Raw genomic sequence first — 20603 nt, forward strand, 5'->3', positions numbered from 1 at the left:
GCGTAGCGGCTAGGAGCCGTGCCCATGCGGATCACCTTCATGGGAACCCCCGACTTCGCCGTGCCCACGCTCGACGCGCTGGTCGCCGCGGGGCACGACGTGGTGGCGGCCTATACCCAGCCGCCGCGACCCGGCGGGCGGCGCGGGCGCGAACTCGTGCCGTCGCCGGTGCAGCGACGCGCGGAAGAACATGGCATCCCGGTCCGGTCGCCCGCGTCGCTGAAGGAAGCGGAAGCGCAGGCCGCGTTCGCCGCGCTCGACGCCGATATCGCGGTCGTCGCCGCCTATGGCCTGATCCTGCCGCGCGCGATCCTCGACGCACCGCTCCACGGCTGCCTCAACGTCCACGGCTCGCTGCTGCCGCGCTGGCGTGGTGCGGCGCCGATCCAGCGCGCGATCCTGGCGGGTGATGCGGAAACGGGGGTCGGGATCATGCAGATGGAGGCGGGGCTGGATACCGGCCCCGTGCGGCTGGAGGGCCGTACGCCGATCGGCGACAAGACGACCGGCGACTTGACCGCCGAACTGGCGGACATGGGCGCCGCGCTGATGGTGCGGGTCCTTTCCGACATGAACGCGCATCCCTTCAGGCCGCAGCCCGACGACGGCATCACCTATGCCGCGAAGGTCGACAAGGTGGAGGCACGGATCGACTGGACCCGAAGCGCGCTCGACATCGAGCGGCTGGTCCGCGCGATGAACCCCGCCCCCGGCGCGTGGTTCGAGGTCGGTGGCGAGCGCGTGAAGCTGCTCGCGGCGGAGGTCCTCCCCTTCACCTTCCCGGGCGGCGAGGGCACGACCGTCGACGACCGGATGACGATCGCGTGCGGCGACGGTGCGATCCGCCCGATCACGCTCCAGCGAGCGGGCCGCGGCGCGATGCCGCTGGACGACTTCCTGCGCGGACAGGCGGTGGCGTCGGGCACCGACCTGTCGTGACGCGCTTCGCGCTGACGGTCGAATATGACGGCCGCCCCTTCGTCGGGTGGCAACGGCAGGCGGTGGGCGACAGCGTGCAGCAGGTGATCGAGGACGCCGCCTTCGCGGTCACGGGCGAACGGACCGCGGTCCACGCCGCGGGCCGCACCGACGCGGGCGTCCACGCGATCGCGATGCGCGCGCATCTCGACATCGCGAAGCCGATCGCGCCGTTCCGGCTGGGCGAGGCGCTGAACGCCCGCCTGCGCCCCGCACCCGTCGCGATCCTCGAGTGCGCGGCGGTGGCGGACGACTGGCACGCGCGGTTTTCCTGTATCGGTCGCGCGTACGAATATCGCATCGTCAACCGCCGCGCGCCGTTGAGCTTCGAAAAGGGGCTGGCGTGGCAGATCCCCCAGCCGCTCGACGCCGCGGCGATGCACGATGCGGCGCAGGCGCTGGTGGGGCTGCACGACTTCACGACCTTCCGCTCCGCGCATTGCCAGTCGGCCAGCCCGGTCAAGACGCTGGACCGGATCGCGGTGGAGCGCGACGGCGATCTGGTCGCGGTGACGGTCGCGGCGCGGTCGTTCCTGCATCATCAGGTCCGCTCGATGGTCGGCTGCCTCGCGCTGGTCGGCATGGGCCGCTGGACCAGGGGCGACGTCGCCGACGCGCTGGCCGCGGCGGACCGCGCGCGGCTAGGCCTGAACGCGCCGCCCGACGGACTGTTCTTCGTCGAGGCGCGCTATCCGTGATCCGTCACCCCGACGAAAGCCGGGGTCTCCCGTTACAGGATACGCCGGCGGCCCGTCATCCCGGCTGTCGCCGGGATGACGATCATCGCGAGAATCGCGCCGCCAGTTCCACATGGGTCGACCAGCGGAACTGCCCCACCGGCTGCACCCAGTCGAGCCGATAGCCCCCTTCGCACAACATCTTCGCATCGCGTGCGAAGCTGCTGGGATTGCACGAGACATAGGCGATGCGCGGCACGGCGCACGCGGCCAGCGCCTCCGCCTGCTCGCGCGCGCCCGCGCGCGGCGGGTCCAGCACGATCGCGTCGAACCGGTCCAGCTCCGCCACGGTCAGCGGCCGGCGATACAGGTCGCGGTGATCCGCGAACACCGCCCGCTGCGCCCGCCCCGCCCCGGCCTTCAGCGCGAGGATCGCGTCGCGATTGCCCTCCGCGGCATAGACCCGCCCGGGGAGCGCCAGTGCAAAGGTGCCGAGCCCCGAGAACAGGTCGGCGGCGACGCGCGTGTCGCCCACCGCCTCCCGGACCGCCGCGACCAGCGCCGCCTCCCCCTCGCGCGTCGCCTGTAGGAACGCGCCGGGCGGCAAGGGCACCGGCACCTGCCCCAGCGTCATTGTCGCCGCATCCGGCTCCCACCGCGTTTCCGCGCCATATCCCTCATCGAACGCGATCCGCGCCACGCCGTGTCCTTGCGCGAAGGCGGTAATCGCCTCGTGCGCGGCCAGCCCCTCGGGCGCGACGCCGGTCACCAGCACGTCGACTCCCTGGTCCGCGATCGTCAGTTGCAGGTCCAGCCGCCGCTTGGCGCGAAAGGACAACAGCAATCGCTTCAGCGGCCGGAGCAGCGCGAACAGCTCGGGCGCCAGCACATGGCACTCGGTCAGATCGACCAGCTGGTGGCTCTTCTCGATACTGAAGCCCAGCCGGCCCGCGGGATCGAAATGGAGCGACGCGCGCCGCCGGGTCCGCGGGGGCGACAGCGACGGCACGCGCACCTCGGTTTCCAGCCCCTGCGCGGCCAGCGCGTAGGAGATGCGATCGCCCAGGAAATCGGACCAGCTGGCATCGTCCAGATGCTGCAACTGGCACCCGCCGCATTCGGGGAAGTGGCGGCACGGCGGGGTCGCGTGATGCGGTCCCGGCGTGACGAAGCCGTCGTCGGTGACGGTGTCGCCCGGTGCGGCGAAGGCGATGTGCCGCCCGTCGTCGGTGACCCCCTCGCCCCGTCCGGCGACGCGCAGGACGATGTTCATGCCGCGTCCCCGACACCGGACAGCGCCGCGGCAAGATCGTCGGCGATGAAGGCGGCGCCCAGCCGCCGCGCCGCGGCGCCGTGCATCCATACGCCGCGCGCGGCGGCGTCCACCGGCGCGATCCCCGTGGCCAGCGCCGCCGCGATCGCGCCTGCCAGCACGTCGCCCGTTCCCGCGGTGGACAGCCACCCGCTCGCTTCGGTCGCGACCAGCACGCGCCCGTCGGCTCCCGCGACGACGGTGTCGGCGCCCTTGAACACCACGGTCGCGCCGCTGCGCGCGGCGGCGACGCGCGCCGCCTCGATCTTCGATCCCGGAAAGGCGCCGAACAACGCCGCGAACTCCCCGGCATGGGGCGTCAGGATCATCGTCCCGCCGCGCGCCTTCAATCGCTCCGGCGTCACCAGGTGCAGCGCATCACCGTCGATCACCAGCGGCCGGTCAGTCGCCAGCACGCGATCGAGCAGCACGCGCATGTCCTCGTCGCGCCCCAGCCCCGGCCCGACGACCAGCGCGCCGATCCGCGCATCGCCCAGCGCGGCGTCGTCCAGCGGTCGGCGGACCAGGGCGTGCGGCGCGCCCGGCATGCTGGCGCCCAGCAGCGTGACGTACCCCGCGCCCGCATGCATCGCCGCGGTCGCGGCCAGATGCGCCGCGCCCGCCATCCGTCCCTTCACGATCGCGACCATGCCGCGGGTGAACTTGTGCCGCTCCGGCCCGGGCGCCGCGACGCGTGACGGCCCCAGCACGGCGGTACGGGAGCGGGTCGCGATCCCGATGTCCAGCACGCGCACCGCCCCGCATCGCGCCGCGCCCGGTTGCAGCACATGCGCGGGCTTCGCCGCGCCCAGCGCCAGCGTGATGTCGAACGGCGGCGCGCCCAGGATCGCGCCGTCGTCGGTCGACAGCCCGCTCGGCAGGTCGAGCGCGATCGACAGCTGCGCCGCATCGACCAGCCGCGCCAGCGCCGCGGCGTCCCGGTCGTCCAGCGGACGCGAGACGCCGGTCCCGAACAAGGCATCGAGCAGCACCGGCGCCGCCACCGCCTCCGCCAGTTCCTCGACCGGCCCGGACCATCCCGCGCGCGCGGCCGCCGCGGCGTCGGAGCGCGGCGCGCCGTGCGCCGCCACGCGCACCGTCCGCCCCAGCGCCGCCAGCCGCGCCGCCGCGACATAGCCGTCGCCGCCGTTGTTGCCCGGCCCGCACAGCACCAGCACCTCGTGATGCGCGGCCAGCCGGTGCACCGCCGTCGCCACCGCCGCACCGGCGCGCGCCATCAGCGCCGCGTCCGTTTCCCCGCTCGCGATTTCCGCCGCGCGCATGTCCGCCGCCGTCAGGATCGGCATGCCCTCGATCCGGGTCACGTCTTGGGCCTCACCGTCGCCGGCAGGCGGTAGACGTCGTCGCCGATCGCGACCTCGATCTCGGTCGGATCCACGATCGTCACCTTCGCCGCTTCCGCCCCGTCCGCCGCGACGACGCCGCGGCCGTCCTTCGTCACCAGCAGGCGGCGGAATCCGCCGTCGGGGTGCCGCACCGTCAGCAACAGGCCGCGCGCCTCCTGCGTCCGGTCGACCGCACACACGCGCTCCAGCGTGGCCGCGCCAGCGGGCGCGCATTTTACGCGCCCGTCATCCGCCGCCGCCGCGCTCTGCTGCGCCTCGACCTTCGCCAGAACCTGCGTATCCGCAGGCCGGTCGCCGCATGCCGACAGCAGGAGGATCGGAACGACCCCTGCCAGCGTGGCCGGCATCAACCGGGGACGCCGGGCGTCAGATATCCGCATACACATGGCGCTCCGCCTTCGCGCCGGGGTGGGTGACCGCACCGGCCCAGGCAGGACCGACGTTCTGGGCGTAGCGCCACAGCGATCCCGAGCCGTAGCCGTTGTCGCGCGGGCGCCAGTCGGCGCGTCGCGCCGCCAGCACGTCGTCGGCGACCAGCAGGTCGATCGTCCCCGCCTCGGCATCGATGCGGATCGTGTCGCCGTCCGCGACCAGCGCGATCGGTCCCCCCTCGGCCGCCTCCGGTCCGACATGCCCGATGCAGAATCCCCGCGTCGCGCCCGAGAAGCGCCCGTCGGTGATGAGCGCGACCTTCTCGCCCATGCCCAGCCCGTACAGCGCCGCGGTGGTGGACAGCATCTCGCGCATCCCCGGCCCGCCCTTCGGCCCCTCGTAGCGGATCACGACGACCTCGCCCTCGCGGATGCTGCGCGCCTCGACCGCGGCGAAGGCGTCCTCCTCGCAATCGAAGCAGCGGGCCGGCCCCTCGAACTGCAACCGGTGCATTCCCGCGACCTTCACGATCGCCCCGTCGGGCGCCAGGGTGCCGCGCAGGCCGACGACGCCGCCGGTGGGCGTGATCGGCGCCTTGGCGTCGTAGATCACCTTCTGGTCCGGGTTCCACGTCACCTGGTCGATATTCTCGCCCAGCGTGCGCCCGGTGACGGTCAGGCAGTCGCCGTGGAGCAAACCCTCCGCCAGCAACGTCTTCATCAGCATGTAGACGCCCCCGGCCTCGTACATGTCCTTCGCGACGTACTTTCCGCCGGGCTTCAGGTCCGCGCAATAGGGCGTGGTCCTGAACACCTCCGCCACGTCGAACAGGTCGAAATCGATCCCGCACTCGCTCGCCATCGCGGGCAGGTGCAGCGCGCCGTTGGTCGATCCGCCGGTCGCGGCGACGATCCGCGCCGCATTCTCGAACGCCGCGCGCGTGCAGATGTCGCGCGGGCGGATATTCCTGGCGAGCAATTCCATCACCTGCGCCCCCGCCGCGACCGCGATCTGTTCGCGCGACGTGTAAGGTGCGGGCACCATGTTGCTGTTCGGCAACGACAAACCGATCGCTTCGCCGACGCACGCCATGGTGTTTGCGGTATATTGCCCGCCGCACGCGCCGTGGCCCGGGCACGCGACCTTCTCCAGCGCGTGGACCTCCGCGATCGGGCAGGCGCCCGCGGCATATTTGCCGACGACCTCGAACACGTCGACGACGGTCACGTCGCGGTCCTGGTAGCGGCCGGGCAGGATCGACCCGCCGTAGACGAAGATGCTGGGGATGTTCAGCCGCAGCATCGCCATCATCATGCCCGGCAGCGACTTGTCGCATCCCGCGAAGCCGATCAGCGCGTCGTAGCAATGGCCGCGGACCGACAGTTCGACCGAATCGGCGATCACCTCGCGGCTGACGAGGCTGGCCTTCATGCCCTGATGCCCCATCGCGATGCCGTCGGTGACGGTGATGGTGTTGAACCGCCGCGGCATCCCCCCGCCCTGCTCCACGCCGCGCCGGGCCGCGTCGGCCTGCGCGTCCAGCGTCGTGTTGCACGGCGCGCTGTCGTTACCGGCGGAGGCGAGTCCGACGAACGGCCGCGCGATCTCCTCCTCGGTCAGCCCCATCGCATAATAATAGCTGCGATGCGGCGCACGCTCGGGACCCACCGACACGTGGCGGCTGGGCAGGCGGGACTTGTCGAAAACATGGGTCATGGCGCGCACGCCTATGTCGCGGGAAAGGGGCGCGGCGCAAGGATATTAGCGCGACCTGCGCACCGCCGGTTACGCCAGCTGGTCGAGCGCGGCCTTCACCCCGTCCATCGTGAACGGCTTCGACAGGCGCGGCCGGTCGCGATGTTCCGGCGTGATCTCGTCGCCCGATCCGCCGGTCGCGAAGACGAAGGGGATGTCCTTCGCCGCCAGCGCATCCGCCACCGCGAAGCTCTTCTCCCCGCCGCGCAGGTTCACGTCCAGGATCGCGGCGTCGACGTTGCCCGCCTCCACGATCGCCACCGCCGCCGCCACGCTGTCCGCCGTACCGGCCAGTCCCTGGTCCAGCGCGTCGAGGAAATCTTCCAGCATCATCGCGATCAGCGGTTCGTCTTCGACCAGGAGTACGCGCATCGTCATGGTCTTCGCCATAACGGGTGTTTACGGCCGCGCAACTATCTCGATCAGGATCATCCGCCGATCCCGGTCAATTGCGCCGCCTCCGGGCCCTCCTCGCGCGACAGGACGTCGCGCACCGCTTCGGCCAGCTGCTGGACCGAAAACGGCTTGGGCAGGAACGACACGTTGTCGAGATCGATCGACCGGCGCAGCTGTTCCTCGGCATAGCCTGACATGAACAGGATCGGGATTCCCGGCAGCTGCCGGCGCAGGTGCGTCGCCAGCGTCGGGCCGTCCATCACCGGCATCATGACGTCGCTGACCACCATCCGTGGCCGTTCGACGCCGTCGATCAGCTCCAGCGCCGCCTCGCCGTTCTCCGCCGACAGGACCGTATAGCCCTGCCGCGACAGCGCGCGCTCCGCGACGGCGCGGACCATGTCCTCGTCCTCGACCAGCAGGATCGTGCCCGACCCCCACAATTCGGTCGTGCGCAGGCGGTTCACGCTGGCCAGCGGCGTCGCCACCGCATCGTCCCCCGTGGCGTTGTGGACGGGAAGGTAGACGGTGAACGTCGCGCCCTGCCCCGGCCGGGAATCGGCGAAGATGTAGCCGCCCGATTGCTTGACGATGCCGTACACCGTCGACAGGCCGAGGCCCGTGCCCTTCCCCACTTCCTTGGTCGTGAAGAACGGTTCGAATATCTTGTGCTGCACTTCCAGCGGGATGCCCGTGCCGGTGTCGGTCACCTCCAGCGCGGTATAATCGCCCACGGGCATGATGTCGCCGCGGCGCCGCACTTCCGCGATCGGCACGGTGCGGGTCTGGATCGTCAGGCGGTGCGCCGCGCCGCTGCTCTTGCTCAGCATCGCGTCGCGCGCATTGACCGCCAGGTTCACGACCACCTGCTCCAGCTGGCCCGGATCGGCGCGGACCGATCCCTGGTCGCGCCCGTGCTTCACCTCCAGCCGTACCGTCTCGCCCATCAGGCGGCGCAGCAGGGTCGATACCTCGCTGACCACGTCGGGCAACTGCAAGACCTGCGGGCGCAGCGTCTGCTGGCGGGAGAAGGCCAGCAACTGCCGCGTCAGCGATGCGGCGCGGTTGGAATTGGCGCGGATCTGCTGGATGTCGTCATAATCGCTGTCGCCCGGGGAATGGCGCATCAGCATCAGGTCGCAATGGCCGATGATCGCGGTCAGGATATTGTTGAAATCGTGCGCGACGCCGCCCGCCAGCTGCCCCACCGCCTGCATCTTCGTCGCCTGCGCGACCTCGCGCTTCAGGCGGTTCTCCTCGTTGTTGTCCTTCAGGCTCAGCAGCACCGCCGCATCGCCCAGCCCGCGCGCCGCCGCGATCGACAGGACGACCGGCTCGTCGGGATGGTCCTTCAGCCGGACCGCGAAATCCATCGACCGCGCGCCCCCACCCGCGAACTTGCGGATCGCATCGGCCACCACGCCCTTGTCCTCGCGCACGACCAGGTCGCCGGGGTAGAGCGGCGGACTGGTCATGTCGACGGAGGCGGCGCGGGCGAACGCCGTGTTCATCTGGACGAACCGCCCCTCGCGATCCACCAGTGCGACGCCGAACGGCATCAGCATCACCAGTGTTTCGACATCGGCCGACGCGCCCGGTGCCAGGCCCGCCTCCGCATCCACCATCGCCACCAGGATCGGCCCGTCGGCACGGTCGGTCAACGGCAGCTGGAGCAATCGCATCGGCGTCGCGCTCGGCCCCTCCGCCACGAAACGGACCAGCCGGTCGGCGTCGCCCGCCAGATATTGCGCCAGGTCCTGACCCGTCATGTCGGTGTCGACCTGCCCGGTCGCGCGCGCGCGCAGGACGGGATTGGCGGCAAGGACGTGGCCCGCGGGATCGATCACCCCCGCCATGATCCCCGCCACCCCGGCGCGGATGCCCAGCGCGCCGCCGATCGCATCGACCAGCCGGTCGGGGGCGGCGCTCGCCTCCCCCTCCACGACGCGCCATACCAGGCAATCGCCCTCCGTCCCCGCGCGCGTGATGGCGATCGACAGCGGCCGCCCGGCGGAGAACAGCCCGTCGCACGCCGCCGCCCCGTCGCGCCACGCCGCACGCCCCGCGCTCGCCAGCCGGTCGGCACCGTCGCCGTCCAGCGGCAGGGAGGGCGGCGTGGCGAACCCCGCGAACAGGCCGGAATAACGTTCGTTGGCGCAGACCAGCCGCCCGCCGCGATCCGTCACCGCCACCGCATCGCCGCTCGCTTCGGCCAGGGCGTGCGCGACGCTCCAGTCCACTTCCGACGGTGCGCCGCCCCGCGACGGCACCAGCCGCGCGATCGCGATGCCCGCCCCCGCCACCGCGATCGACGCGCCCGCGAAGCCCGCCGCGATCGCGACGCTGCCCAGCAGCCACACGATCAGCGCGCCCGCCAGCAGGCCCGCCACCACCGCGATCGCCAGCGAGACGCGCGCGCTGGCCCCGAGCCGGGCGAGCCCGCGCGGCTCGTCGACCGCCGCCAGCGCTTCTACCGCCATCCGCTCACCAGATCCGGATGCGGGCGGTCGGCGCCAGATAGGTCGCGTCGCCCGGCTTCGCGCCGAACGCGGCATACCACGGGTCCAGGTTGCGGACTGTCAGCGCGCGATAATGACCCGGCGAATGCGGGTCGCTGACCAGTTGCTGGCGCAGCGCAGGCTCACGGAACTTGGTCCGCCATACCTGCGCCCAGCCGTAATAGAAGCGCTGGTCGCCCGTCGTGCCGTCGATCACCGCCGGCTTCTTCCCCTTCAACGACGCGTGATACGCGTCGATGGCCACGGTCAGCCCGGCCAGGTCGGCGATATTCTCGCCCAGCGTCAGCCCGCCCTGGATATGCTGTCCCGGCAACGGCTCGTACGCATCGTATTGCGCGACCAGCTGCTTGGTGAACGTGTCGAACCGCGCCACGTCCTGCGGCGTCCACCAGTCGGCCAGCTTGCCGGTGGGATCGTACTTGCGCCCCTGATCGTCGAAATGATGGCTGATCTCGTGCCCGATCACCGCGCCGATGCCGCCATAATTCACCGCCGGGTCCGCCTTGGGATCGAAGAACGGCGGTTGCAGGATCGCGGCGGGGAACACGATCTCGTTCATCGTCGGGTTGGCGTAGGCGTTCACCGTCATCGGCGACATGAACCATTCGTCGCGATCGATCGGCTTGCCCAGCTTGGCGAGGTCGCGGGCATAGTCGAACTCGTTCGACCGCGCGACATTGCCGACCAGGTCGTCGCGCTTCACCGCCAGCGCGGAATAATCGCGCCACTTCGTCGGATAGCCGATCTTCGGCGTGAACGCCGCCAGCTTCACCAGCGCCTTCTGCTTCGTTTCCGGCGCCATCCACGCCAGCTTCTTCAACCGCTCGCCCATCGCGGCGGTGACGTTCTTCACCAGCAGGTCCGCCTGCGCCTTCGCCTCGGGCGGGAAGTAGCGCGCGACATACGCCTGCCCCACGTCCTCGCCCAGCGCACCGCTGACCAGGTCGACGCCGCGCTTCCACCGTGCCTGCTGCTCGGGCGTGCCCGACAGGGTGGTGCCGTAGAAGCCGAACGTGGCGCCGTCGAACGCGTCGGTCAGGTACGGGGAATAGGCGCGCAGCGTGCGCAGCATCAGCTGGTCCTTCAGGACCGGCAGCGGCGTCGCGGCATAGACCTTCGCCTCGCCCGTCAGCGCGGTCGGCTGCGCCACCAGCACCGCGGGCTGCGCGTCGATGCCCAGCGCGGCGGCATAGGGCTTCCACGGGAAGCCTGGCGCCTGCGCCTCGATCTGCGCCCAAGTCAGCTTGTTGTAGGTCTTGTCCGCGTCGCGGCTCTCGATCCGCGTCCAGTGCGCGGTCGCCAGCTGCTTCTCGAAATTCATCACCGCCGCGGCGCGCGCCTCGGCATCGGTTTCGCCCGCCATGGTCAGCAGCTTGGCCAGATACGCCTGGTACGCGGTGCGATAGCCGGCGAAGGCATCGCCGTCCTTCAGATAGTAATCGCGATCGGGCAGGCCGATGCCGCCCTGCGAGATACCCGCGATATACTGATCGGGGTTCTTGTCGTCCTGCCCGATGCCGACGCGGAACGGCCCGCCGACGCCCAGCCGTTGCAGCTTCGCCGCCTCCACCGCCAGTGCGGTGCGGTCGGGCGCCGCGGCGATCGCGGCCAGCCACGGCTTCACCGGCGCCACGCCCTTCGCATTGGCGGCCGCGACGTCCATGAAGCTGGCGTACATGTCGCCCGACTTGTTGCCGGGTTTGCGCGTCGCCTCGTCCAGGATTTCGCGCGTCCGCGTCTGCGACAGGTCGCGCAGGACGTGGAACATGCCGTAGCTGGACCGGTCCGCCGGGATCTGCGTCGTGCGGTCCCACGTGCCGTTGGCGTAATCGTAGAAATCCTTGCCCGGCGGCACATTGGTGTCGCGCCCGGCCATGTCGAACCCGAACGTCCCGATCTGCGGCGCGTCGGGATTGGCGGGCTTGACCGGACCGGCGGCGGCCTTCGCCACCTCGCGGGTCTGCTCCGCCTTCTCGGGCGCGGTCTGGGCCGATGCGATGGCGGCGGTGGAGAGCAGCAACGGGAACAGGATGACGCGACGACGCATGGAGACGACCTCGGATAGGATGGGGGTGCCGCGACGCATAGGCCGATGGGCAGCACGGTCAATAATGGTTACCGATGTTACGCTTCGTGATGCCGGTGCCGCCACTTGCGCGCGATCCACGCGCGCCAGCCGAACGCGGCGAGCGCATAGCCGAGCACCGCCCCGACCACCGCGCACACGACCATGCCCAGCGCGGTTGCGGGCCCGACGTCGCGGACCAACCAGTCCATCCACCCCGCGCCCGCCGCATCGCCCAGCGGCTGCCCCGGCACCACGCGGTCGACATGGAGCAGCCACGATCCGACGTTGTAGTACAGGATGAACAGCAACGGCGTCGTCAGCGGGTTGGTGAAGAACGTCGTCAGCGCGGCGGCGGGCACGTTCGCGCGCAGCGGCAGCGCGAGCAGCGCCGACGCGGGGATCTGCCCCATCGGGATCAGGATGCCCGTGAACATGCCCAGCGCCACGCCGCGCGGTACCGACCGGCGCGTGAAGCGCCACAATTCGGGCGCCAGCACCCGGTGCGCCACGGGGCGCAGGATGCGGCTCTTCTCCATCGATTCGCGCGTCGGCAGGTTGCGCCGGCTCCACGCCGCGAACCTGTCCCATGCCGTCATCGGTCGCGACGCCACTATCCGTGATCCCGCAGCACGCGCCCGGCCTCGCGCTTCCACTCGCGCTCCTTGATGTGCTCGCGCTTGTCGTGCGCCTTGCGGCCCTTCGCCAACGCCAGCTCCACCTTCGCCCTCCCCTGGCTGTTGAAATAGACCATCAGCGGGACCAGCGTCATCCCGTCCCGCGCCACCGCGCCGTGGAGCCTGTTTATCTCGCGCTCGTGAAGGAGCAATTTACGGGGCCGCTTGGGTTCGTGATTGTAGCGGTTGCCGTGGCTGAATTCGGGGATATTGGAATTGACCAGCCACACCTCCTCCCCCTTCACCTCGGCATAGCTTTCCGCGATCGATCCCTCGCCGAAGCGAAGGCTCTTCACCTCGGTGCCGGTCAGGACGATGCCCGCCTCGTAGGTGGTCTCGACCGCATAATCGAACCGCGCGCGGCGGTTCTCCGCGACGATCTTCTTCTTGTCGAAGGCAAGGGGCTTGGGACGCGACATACCGCGTGGATGTAGGCGCGCGCACCGGGGAGCGCAAAGACCGTTCGTTACATTTCGGCGCGTGCGGCGGACGCCCTGCCCCGCTCTCCGCGCCGGCGCGGCTAGAACGGCGTCTTCAGCCGCACCATCGCGCGATTGCTGACGACGCCGCCGACCCCGGCCTGCTCGGCCTCCGCCGCCAGCTTCGCCTTCCCGCCGAGGATCCCCGTCTCCGCCTTGGGCAACGCCGCGGGATCGGCCGCGTATCGCTCGGGCAGCGGGCGCAATCGGAAACCCTCCTGCCCTGCGCCGCACACGATCAGCGATCCGTCCGGCGCGGTCGTGCCGCAGGCGCGCGCGGGCGCACGCGGCTTGTCCAAAAGCGGCCCCGCCACCGCCGCCTGCAACAGCGCCAGGACCAGCATCTAGAAGCCCGCCCGTGCAAGCGCCGCGTCGACCGCCGCGCGCGCCGCATCCGACGGCCACGTCATCGGCAGCCGCAGGCCCTGCGGGAACCCGTCGCGCACCTTCGACACCGCATATTTCACCGGTCCGGGCGACGCATCGGTGAACATCGCCAGGTGCAGCGCGAACAGGCGGTCGTGCAGCGCCAGCGCGCCCGCATGGTCGCCGTCCGCCCAGGCGCGCTGAAAATCGGCGCACAATCGCGGCGCGACGTTGGCGGTGACGGAGATGCACCCCGTCCCGCCGTGCGCGTTGAACGCCAGGGCGGTCTCGTCATTCCCGGACAGCTGGGTGAAGCCGGCGCCGCAGCCCAGCCGCTGCTCGGTCACGCGCGCCAGCTGCCCGGTCGCATCCTTGATCCCGATGAAGATGTCCGGGAACGCGGTCACGATCCGCGCCACCGTCGCGGGCTGGATATCGGTCACCGTCCGGCCGGGCACGTTGTACAGCACGACGGGCAGCGCCGCCGCGCGCGCGATCGCTTCGAAATGGCGGAAGATGCCGTCCTGCGACGGCCGGTTGTAATAGGGCGGGACCATCAGCGCCGCGTCCGCCCCCGCATCGCGCGCGGCGGCGACATTGGCGATCGCGACCGCCGTGTCGTTCGATCCCGCGCCCGCCAGCACGGGCACGCGCCCCTTCGCCTGGTCGACGCACACGCGCACGATCGCGAAATGCTCCTCCTTCGACAGCGTCGCCGCCTCCCCCGTGGTCCCGCACGGGACGAGGCCCGCGGATCCTTCCGCGATCTGCCATTCGATCAGGTCGCGATACGCCTGCTCGACAAACCGGCCGTCGGCGTCGAAAGGAGTGACGAGGGCGGGGATGGAACCTGAGAACATTGCCGGACGCTCCGGCCGCGCGACGATCGACGCGGCATGTTCAGGTCCGATACGGGTTGCATCGCTACCCTGTCCACCAATGGCGTATCGGCAACAGTGAAGGCGGGTATCTTGATCGGATGGATGACGACGGCGGCGATGGCGATGGCGCTCGCCGGGGACGACGTGCAGCAGCAGCCGGTGCCCGCGATGCCCGCCCCCGCCCCCGCGCCGGTCGTGGCGAACCCCGCCGGCGTCGCGCAGGCGGTGGCGCAGTGGAAGGCGATCACGACGACCGACGCGCTGCCGTTCGACACCTACGCCACGTTCCTGGCGCAGCATCCCGGCTGGCCCGGTGCCGCCGCGATCCGCCGCACCGCGGAGAAGAAGGCGGCGGACGGTACCGCCTCGCCGTCCGGCATCGCGGCCTTCTGCGGCCGATATCCGCCGCTGACCGCCGCGGGGACCGTCGCCTGCGCGAAGGCGTATCGGGCGACCGGCGCGATGGCGCAGGCCGATGCCGCCGCGCGCGCCGCCTGGCGCCTGGGCAATCTGGCGCCGCAGGATGAATCCGCGATCCTGACGCAATTCCCCGGCGCCCTGACCGCCGCCGACCACGACCGGCGCATGGACATGTTGCTGTGGCAGGGGGCGACCGGCGCGGCGGCGCGCCAGATCGCGTTCGTCAGCCCCGCTGCGCGGCCGCTGCTCGAATCGCGCCTCGCCTTCCGCACCGGTGCCGCCACCGCATCGGCGCTGGCCGCCGCGAACGACGCCGTCGGCGCGCGCGACGCGGGCTATGTGGCGGACAAGGCGACGTGGCTGCGCAACGCGGGTGCCTCGCCGAGCGCGCGGACATGGCTGGCGCGTACCCGCACCGGGATGACGACGCCGGGCGATGTGGAGGAATTCTACGAAGTCCTGCTCGCCAGCGCGCGCGGCGCGGCGGCGGACGGGCAGCATCAGCAGGCGTACGACATCGCGCGCCAGATCGACGACGCCTATCCCCCCGGCACGAACGTCTCGACCAAGCCCTATGGCGAGCGCGACGATTACACGAGCCTCGCGTGGCTCGCGGGGCAGACCGCGCTGACGAAGATCGCGCGGCCCGGCGACGCCATGGTGATGTTCCGCAAATATGCCGAGGGCAGCCAGTCGCCGCAGACCCGCGCCAAGGGCTTCTACTGGTCGGCGCGCGCGGCGGAGGCGGCGGGGCGCACGGCGGAGGCCGATGCGCTGTTCCGCCGCACCGCGGATTTCCGCGACCAGTTCTACGGGCAGCTTGCGAACGAGCATCTCGGCCGCGCGCTGATGCCCCCGCCCCCCGTCGCGGCCGGTGTCGTCGATCCCGCCGCGCGCCGCGCGTTCCAGTCGCGCGAGGTCGTGCAGGCCGCGGTGTTCCTGGGGCAGGCGGGGCAATATCAGGACCAGACCGCCTTCGTCCGGCAGATCGCCGCCGACGCCACCAGCGACAGCGACCATCTGCTCGCCGACGAACTCTCGCGCACCCTGCGCCGCCCCGACCTGGGCGTGCTGGTCGGGCGCAGCGCGATGCAGAACGGCCTGACGGAATATAGCGCCACCGCCTTCCCGACCGTGGCGGTGCCGTCGGGGCACGAACCGCACTGGACCATGATCCACGCCATCTCGCGGCAGGAAAGCCAGTTCGACCGCGCCGCGCGCAGCCCGGTCGGCGCCACCGGCCTGATGCAGCTGATGCCCGGCACCGCGCGCGAGCAGGCGGGCAAGCTGGGCCTCCCCTACGATCAGGCGCGGCTGTCGACCGACACCGGCTACAATATCCAGCTGGGCTCGGGGTACTTCCAGCGGATATTCGCGAACTATGGCAGCTATCCCCTTGCGATTGCTGCCTATAATGCCGGTCCGGGCAATGTGAACAAATGGCTGCGCGCTAATGGCGACCCGCGCACCGGCGCGGTCGACATGGTCGATTGGATCGAGGCGATTCCGTTCGGGGAGACGAAGAACTACGTCCAGCGCGTGCTGGAGAATGCCGTCGTCTACGACCTGATGAACCCGCCGCGTGCGAAGAGCCGCGGACCGGCGAACCTCAGCTGGTACATGGGCCGGTCGAAGCGGGGCTGATTTACCGACACCGGCTTCGCATCCATACCTGCCCGCCCGCGCCCGGCACGACGAATGCTGTCCTACATCGGGCGATCGCGCTACGACGATGTCGGGGCGCCGCGGCGTCCGTTGCATTACCGATCTTGCCCGCCGTCCGACCCGCCCGACCTCGTGACCTTATGTGACCTTCCGCCCGCATGGACCGCCCCAATTACATCACCCCCGCCGGCTATGCCGCCCTGCGCGCGGAATATGAGCGGCTGTTCGCCACCGAACGCCCCGCCCTGGTCGACACGATCGCCTGGGCGGCGGGCAACGGCGACCGCAGGGAGAACGGCGATTACATCTACGGCCGCAAGCGGCTGCGCGAGATCGACCGGCGGCTGGGCTGGCTGTCGAAACGGATGAAGGCGGCGAAGGTGGTCGATCCCGCCGCGCACGCGGATCGCACCCGCATCTGGTTCGGCGCCACCGCCCGGATCGCGGACGTGGACGACGCGCACCGCGTCCTGACCCTCGTCGGCGACGACGAAACCGATGCGACGGCGGGAAGGATCGGCTGGAGCGCGCCGATCGCCCGCGCGCTGCGCGGCGCCGCGGTCGGGGACGTGCGCCGCGTGGTCCTGCCGGCGGGCGAGCGGGAATATGAGGTGATCGCGATCGACTATCCGCCGCCGCCGCCGGGCGGAACGGCCATGGCGACGCGCCGTTCTGCGTCCGAAGGAGAACAATCGATGGCGTCCGATCCCAACCTCACGCGGCAGGCCGACGATCCCGATGCGGTCGATCCGGCCGAGCCCGTCGACGGCGCGACCGGTGTGGAGGACAGCGCGACGGTGCAGGACACCGACGCCCACGCCGACCTGCAACAGGTCGAGGACGTCGTGGAGGAGGCACCCGCCCCCGGCCCCGACGCCATCGACGACGGCACCGGAACGCGCGATCCCGCCACGGACCGTTGACGCGCGCGGGCGGGGGGTGAAGGAAGCGGCGATGGCCGAACACACCCCCGCCCGCAACGTCGCTCTGCTGATCGACGCCGACAACGCTTCCTATCACGCGATCGACCCGGTGCTGACCGTACTGGCGGAACTGGGGACGGTGAACGTCCGCCGCGTGTACGGCAATTGGTCGAAACCCGCGCTGACCGGCTGGCGCGACATGTCGATCCGTCACGGGATCGAGCCGCAGCAGCAGTTCGACCTGACCAAGGGCAAGAACGCGACCGACATGAAGATGACGATCGACGCCATGGACCTGCTGTTCCGTGGCCGCGTCGAAGGGTTCGGCATCATGTCGTCGGACAGCGATTTCATGCCCGTCGCGATGCGCATCCGACAGGACGGCCTGCCCGTCTACGGCTTCGGCAACGCGACCACGCCGGAGGGTTTCCGGCAGGCGTGCACCCGCTTCATCGACGTCGCGGCGCTGATGAACGAGGCGACGACCGCGCCCCCGCCGCCTCCGGTCCCCGCCCCGAACGGCAAGCCGGTGAGCGAGGACGTCCCCCTCGACGCCTCGCTTCCTCCCGCGATCGGTGCGAAGCGGAAGGTCGGGGACGACCCTGCGCTGCTGAAGCTGCTGATCGACGCCTATGACGCGGTGAAACATGACGAGCGCGGCTATTCCAGCCTGTCCGCCGTGGGCCAGCTCGCCGCCAACCGCTCCAGCTTCGACGCCCGCAACTACGGGTTCAAGCGTCTGTCCGACCTGATCGAATCGCTCCCCGTCTTCCAGACCGAACGGCGCGAGGACGGGCAGATCTTCGTCAAGCGCCTGCGCTGATGCGCCTCCTCGCCGCCCTCCTGCTCGCCGCCTCGCCCCCGCAGACGGCGAACCCGCATCTGCCGCCGCCGACGTACGACCAGGTCGCGCCCGCGCTGCCCGCCGGGTTCGACGACGGGGTGCTGGTCTTTTCCAAGACCAACGGCTGGCGCCATATCGAACACATCCCGCATTCCAACGCGGTGATCGCCGACGTCGCCCGGGCGCAGGGCCGCGCTGTCTTCACGACGGAGAATGCCGCGGTGTTCGACCCCGCGCTCCTCCGCCGCGTCCGCGTGGTGGTGCTGAACAGCGCCAGCGGCGACCTGTTCACCCCGCCCCAGCGCGCCGCGTTCGAACGCTGGCTGCGCGACGGCGGCGCGGTCGTCGCGCTTCACGGCTCGGGCGGGGACCCCCGCTACGCATGGCCGTTCTGGGCCGGGGAACTGATCGGCGCGCAATTCACCGGCCATCCCGGCGAGGCCGATCATTTCCAGCGCGCGACGGTGAACGTGGTCGCGCCGAACCATCCGGTCATGCGCGGCGTGCGCGTGCCATGGACGCCGGTCGACGAATGGTATTCGTTCGCCGCCCCGCCCTCGGCGCGCAGCACGATCCTGGCGACGCTGGACGAGCGGACGTATCGCCCGAGCGCGAAGCTGGCGATGGGCGCGCTCCACCCGATCGTCTGGGCGCATCCGGTGGGCAAAGGTCGGGTCGTCTTCTCCGCGATCGGGCATACGCCGGAAAGCTACGACGATCCGAACCACCGCCGCCTGATCGCCAACGCGATCCGCTGGACCGCTTCGGACCGTCAGTCGGGCCGCCCGCGCCAGTAATCGAACGCCGCGCCCTGTCGCTCCCGCACGAAGGCGGCCGCCGCCGGACCGGTCCATTCGCCGCGATAACCGTAGCGCGCGTCGACGCCGATCCACCAGCCCTGCCCCGGCAACCGGTCCGATTCGCGCACCACCAGCACCGCCAACCCCGGCTCCCCCATCGCCGCGCCCGCCGCATCGATCGCGTCGAGCGTCCGGCACAACGCGCGCATCTTCGGCCGGGTGAAGCGGTGCCCCAGCGCCAGCAGCAGGTCGCTATAGCTCGCGTCGCGCCCATCGCGCGCCGCGTCCAGCAACAACGCGCGGACCCGGGCCACGTCCGCGATCGCCCCCGCGCCGCCGTCGTCCGGGACGAGCCCGGCCTCCGCCAGCCAGCGGGGAAGGTCGCCCTCCTCCCCCGCCGCGGCCGTCAACGCGTCAGTTTCTTGTACGCCAGCCGCGTCGGACGGTCCGCCGCATCGCCCATGCGACGGCGCTTATCCTCCTCATACGCCTGGTAATTGCCCTCGAACCATTCGACATGGCTGTCGCCCTCGAACGCGAGGATGTGGGTGCACAGGCGATCGAGGAAGAAGCGATCGTGGCTGATGACCACCGCGCAACCTGCGAAGGTCTCCAGCGCCTCCTCCAGCGCGCGCAGCGTCTCGACGTCGAGATCGTTGGTCGGCTCGTCCAGCAGCAGGACGTTGCCGCCCTCCTTCAGCATCTTGGCGATATGGACGCGATTGCGCTCGCCGCCCGAAAGCTGGCCGACCTTCTTCTGCTGGTCCTGCCCCTTGAAGTTGAACGCGCCGACATAGGCCCGCGTGCCCAGTTCCTGCTTGCCGAAGCGGAAGATGTCGAGGCCGTCGGAAACCTCCTCCCACACGTTCTTGTTCGGATCGAGCGCGTCGCGGGACTGGTCGACATAGCCCAGCTTCACGGTCTGCCCGACCTCGATCGTGCCGCTATCGGGCTGCTCCTGCCCGGTGATGAGCTTGAACAGGGTGGACTTGCCCGCGCCGTTCGGCCCGATCACGCCGACGATGCCGCCGGGGGGGAGCATGAAGTCGAGGTTCTCGAACAGCAATTTGTCGCCGTACGACTTGGTCAACCCCTCTGCTTCGATCACCTTTCCGCCCAGGCGGTCGGGGATCTGGATCAGGATCTGCGCCTTGCCGACCGCGCGATTCTCCTGGTTCTTCACCAGCTCGTCGAACGCACGGATACGCGCCTTGGACTTGGTCTGCCGCGCCTTCGGCGTCTGGCGCATCCACGCCAGTTCGTCGGCAATCGCCTTCTGCTTGCCCGCCTCCTCGCGCTCCTCCTGCTCCAGCCGCTTGGCCTTCTTTTCCAGATAGCCGGAATAGTTGGATTCGTAGGTGTAGTAACGCCCGCGATCCAGCTCCAGCACCCAGTTCACGACATTGTCGAGGAAGTAGCGGTCGTGGGTGACGAGGATGACGTTGCCGGTGTATTCCTTCAGGTAATTCTCCAGCCATGCGACGCTCTCGGCGTCGAGGTGGTTGGTCGGTTCGTCCAGCAGCAAAATCTCCGGCTTCTCCAGCAACAGCCGCACCAGCGCCACGCGGCGCTTCTCACCGCCCGAAAGGTTGGTCACCGGCGCGTCCGACGGCGGGCAGCGCAACGCCTCCATCGCCTGTTCCAGCTGCGAATCGAGGCTCCATCCGTCGGCGGCGTCGATCTTCTCCTGAAGCTCGCCCATCTCCGCCATCAGCGCGTCGAAGTCGGTATCGTCCTTCGGATCGCCCATCTCCGCCGAAATGGCGTTGAACCGCTCGACCATGCCGACCACGGGCCCGGCGCCCAGCCGCACGTTCTCGATCACCGTCTTCGTCGGATCGAGCTGCGGCTCCTGCGGCAGATAGCCGACGCGGATACCCTCCGCGGCCCAGGCCTCGCCCGTGAATTCGGTATCGATCCCGCCCATGATCTTCATCAGCGTCGACTTGCCCGAGCCGTTCGGCCCGATGATGGCGATCTTCGCGCTGGGCAGGAACTGAAGGTGGATGTCCTTCAGGACCGGCTTGTTCGCGCCGGGGAAGGTCTTGGACAGACCCTTCATGACATAGGTGTACTGGACGGCCATGTGGCGCGCGCGCTCCGTATC

18 protein-coding genes and 1 pseudogene are annotated in these 20603 nt (G+C 70.4%); 6 read left to right on the top strand and 13 right to left on the bottom strand.

Going from position 1 to position 20603, the window contains the following annotated elements:
- Window positions 1-24: 24 nt before the first annotated feature.
- Window positions 25-939 carry a methionyl-tRNA formyltransferase gene (gene fmt / locus ASG29_RS13095; protein ID WP_055984657.1) on the top strand — a complete coding sequence of 305 codons (915 nt, stop codon included), beginning with the start codon at window positions 25-27 and terminating at the stop codon, window positions 937-939.
- Window positions 936-1676, top strand: a complete 741-nt coding sequence (gene truA, locus ASG29_RS13100) for a tRNA pseudouridine(38-40) synthase TruA (RefSeq protein WP_055984660.1) — start codon at window positions 936-938, stop codon at window positions 1674-1676. The genes fmt and truA overlap by 4 nt, the downstream gene beginning before the upstream one ends.
- An 82-nt stretch (window positions 1677-1758) precedes the next feature.
- On the opposite strand, the gene ASG29_RS13105 is transcribed toward truA, so the two are convergent.
- The 11 genes from ASG29_RS13105 to dapA all read right to left on the bottom strand — a co-directional run bounded on the left by ASG29_RS13105 (window position 1759) and on the right by dapA (window position 13823).
- The gene (locus tag ASG29_RS13105; protein ID WP_055984663.1) at window positions 1759-2928 is read right to left on the bottom strand and encodes a class I SAM-dependent RNA methyltransferase; all 1170 of its coding nucleotides are present in this window, start codon (window positions 2926-2928) and stop codon (window positions 1759-1761) included.
- Entirely contained in the window at window positions 2925-4292 is a 1368-nt protein-coding gene (locus ASG29_RS13110) for an NAD(P)H-hydrate dehydratase (protein ID WP_156458005.1), read from the bottom strand. The genes ASG29_RS13105 and ASG29_RS13110 overlap by 4 nt, the downstream gene beginning before the upstream one ends.
- On the bottom strand, window positions 4289-4681 hold the full coding sequence (locus ASG29_RS13115; protein ID WP_055984669.1) for a hypothetical protein: 393 nt from the start codon (window positions 4679-4681) through the stop codon (window positions 4289-4291). Before ASG29_RS13115 ends, ASG29_RS13110 begins: the two co-directional genes overlap by 4 nt.
- Window positions 4682-4700: 19 nt before the next feature.
- A complete protein-coding gene (ilvD, locus tag ASG29_RS13120; protein ID WP_055984672.1) occupies window positions 4701-6422 on the bottom strand; it encodes a dihydroxy-acid dehydratase in 1722 nt (573 codons plus the stop codon).
- A gap of 69 nt (window positions 6423-6491) precedes the next feature.
- Window positions 6492-6851 (bottom strand): response regulator, encoded by a 360-nt coding sequence (locus tag ASG29_RS13125; protein WP_235532907.1) that lies wholly within the window; start codon window positions 6849-6851, stop codon window positions 6492-6494.
- A gap of 38 nt (window positions 6852-6889) precedes the next feature.
- Window positions 6890-9337, bottom strand: a complete 2448-nt coding sequence (locus ASG29_RS13130; protein WP_055984674.1) for a response regulator — start codon at window positions 9335-9337, stop codon at window positions 6890-6892.
- A 4-nt stretch (window positions 9338-9341) separates the two neighbouring features.
- Window positions 9342-11423, bottom strand: coding sequence for a M13 family metallopeptidase (locus ASG29_RS13135; protein ID WP_055984677.1), 2082 nt, complete (start codon window positions 11421-11423; stop codon window positions 9342-9344).
- 77 nt (window positions 11424-11500) lie between these two features.
- Window positions 11501-12040: a DUF2062 domain-containing protein gene (locus ASG29_RS13140; RefSeq protein ID WP_055984680.1), complete on the bottom strand. Its 540-nt coding sequence runs from the start codon at window positions 12038-12040 to the stop codon at window positions 11501-11503.
- Window positions 12041-12054: 14 nt separating this feature from the next.
- Window positions 12055-12537, bottom strand: coding sequence for an SsrA-binding protein SmpB (smpB, locus tag ASG29_RS13145; protein WP_055984681.1), 483 nt, complete (start codon window positions 12535-12537; stop codon window positions 12055-12057).
- A 101-nt stretch (window positions 12538-12638) separates the two neighbouring features.
- Window positions 12639-12941 (bottom strand): hypothetical protein, encoded by a 303-nt coding sequence (locus ASG29_RS13150; RefSeq protein ID WP_055984683.1) that lies wholly within the window; start codon window positions 12939-12941, stop codon window positions 12639-12641.
- Complete coding sequence (gene dapA, locus ASG29_RS13155; RefSeq protein ID WP_055984685.1) at window positions 12942-13823, bottom strand: 4-hydroxy-tetrahydrodipicolinate synthase; 882 nt, start codon at window positions 13821-13823, stop codon at window positions 12942-12944.
- A 123-nt stretch (window positions 13824-13946) separates the two neighbouring features.
- Between dapA and ASG29_RS13160 the strand changes: the two genes are divergently transcribed.
- The 4 genes and pseudogenes from ASG29_RS13160 to ASG29_RS13175 all read left to right on the top strand — a co-directional run bounded on the left by ASG29_RS13160 (window position 13947) and on the right by ASG29_RS13175 (window position 18493).
- Window positions 13947-15908 (top strand): lytic transglycosylase domain-containing protein, encoded by a 1962-nt coding sequence (locus tag ASG29_RS13160; protein ID WP_082516106.1) that lies wholly within the window; start codon window positions 13947-13949, stop codon window positions 15906-15908.
- A gap of 179 nt (window positions 15909-16087) precedes the next feature.
- Window positions 16088-16561 (top strand): annotated as a pseudogene (locus tag ASG29_RS13165) (GreA/GreB family elongation factor); the annotation flags it as partial.
- Window positions 16562-16883: 322 nt separating this feature from the next.
- A complete protein-coding gene (locus tag ASG29_RS13170; protein ID WP_055985637.1) occupies window positions 16884-17675 on the top strand; it encodes an NYN domain-containing protein in 792 nt (263 codons plus the stop codon).
- Complete coding sequence (locus ASG29_RS13175; RefSeq protein WP_055984690.1) at window positions 17675-18493, top strand: ThuA domain-containing protein; 819 nt, start codon at window positions 17675-17677, stop codon at window positions 18491-18493. The genes ASG29_RS13170 and ASG29_RS13175 overlap by 1 nt, the downstream gene beginning before the upstream one ends.
- On the opposite strand, the gene ASG29_RS13180 is transcribed toward ASG29_RS13175, so the two are convergent.
- Window positions 18469-18906, bottom strand: a complete 438-nt coding sequence (locus ASG29_RS13180; protein ID WP_055984692.1) for a hypothetical protein — start codon at window positions 18904-18906, stop codon at window positions 18469-18471. The genes ASG29_RS13175 and ASG29_RS13180 overlap by 25 nt on opposite strands.
- Window positions 18903-20582, bottom strand: a complete 1680-nt coding sequence (gene ettA / locus ASG29_RS13185; protein WP_055984695.1) for an energy-dependent translational throttle protein EttA — start codon at window positions 20580-20582, stop codon at window positions 18903-18905. The genes ASG29_RS13180 and ettA overlap by 4 nt, the downstream gene beginning before the upstream one ends.
- Window positions 20583-20603 lie beyond the last annotated feature (21 nt).

The sequence above is a fragment of the Sphingomonas sp. Leaf412 genome (genome assembly GCF_001425405.1).
GTDB lineage: Bacteria > Pseudomonadota > Alphaproteobacteria > Sphingomonadales > Sphingomonadaceae > Sphingomonas.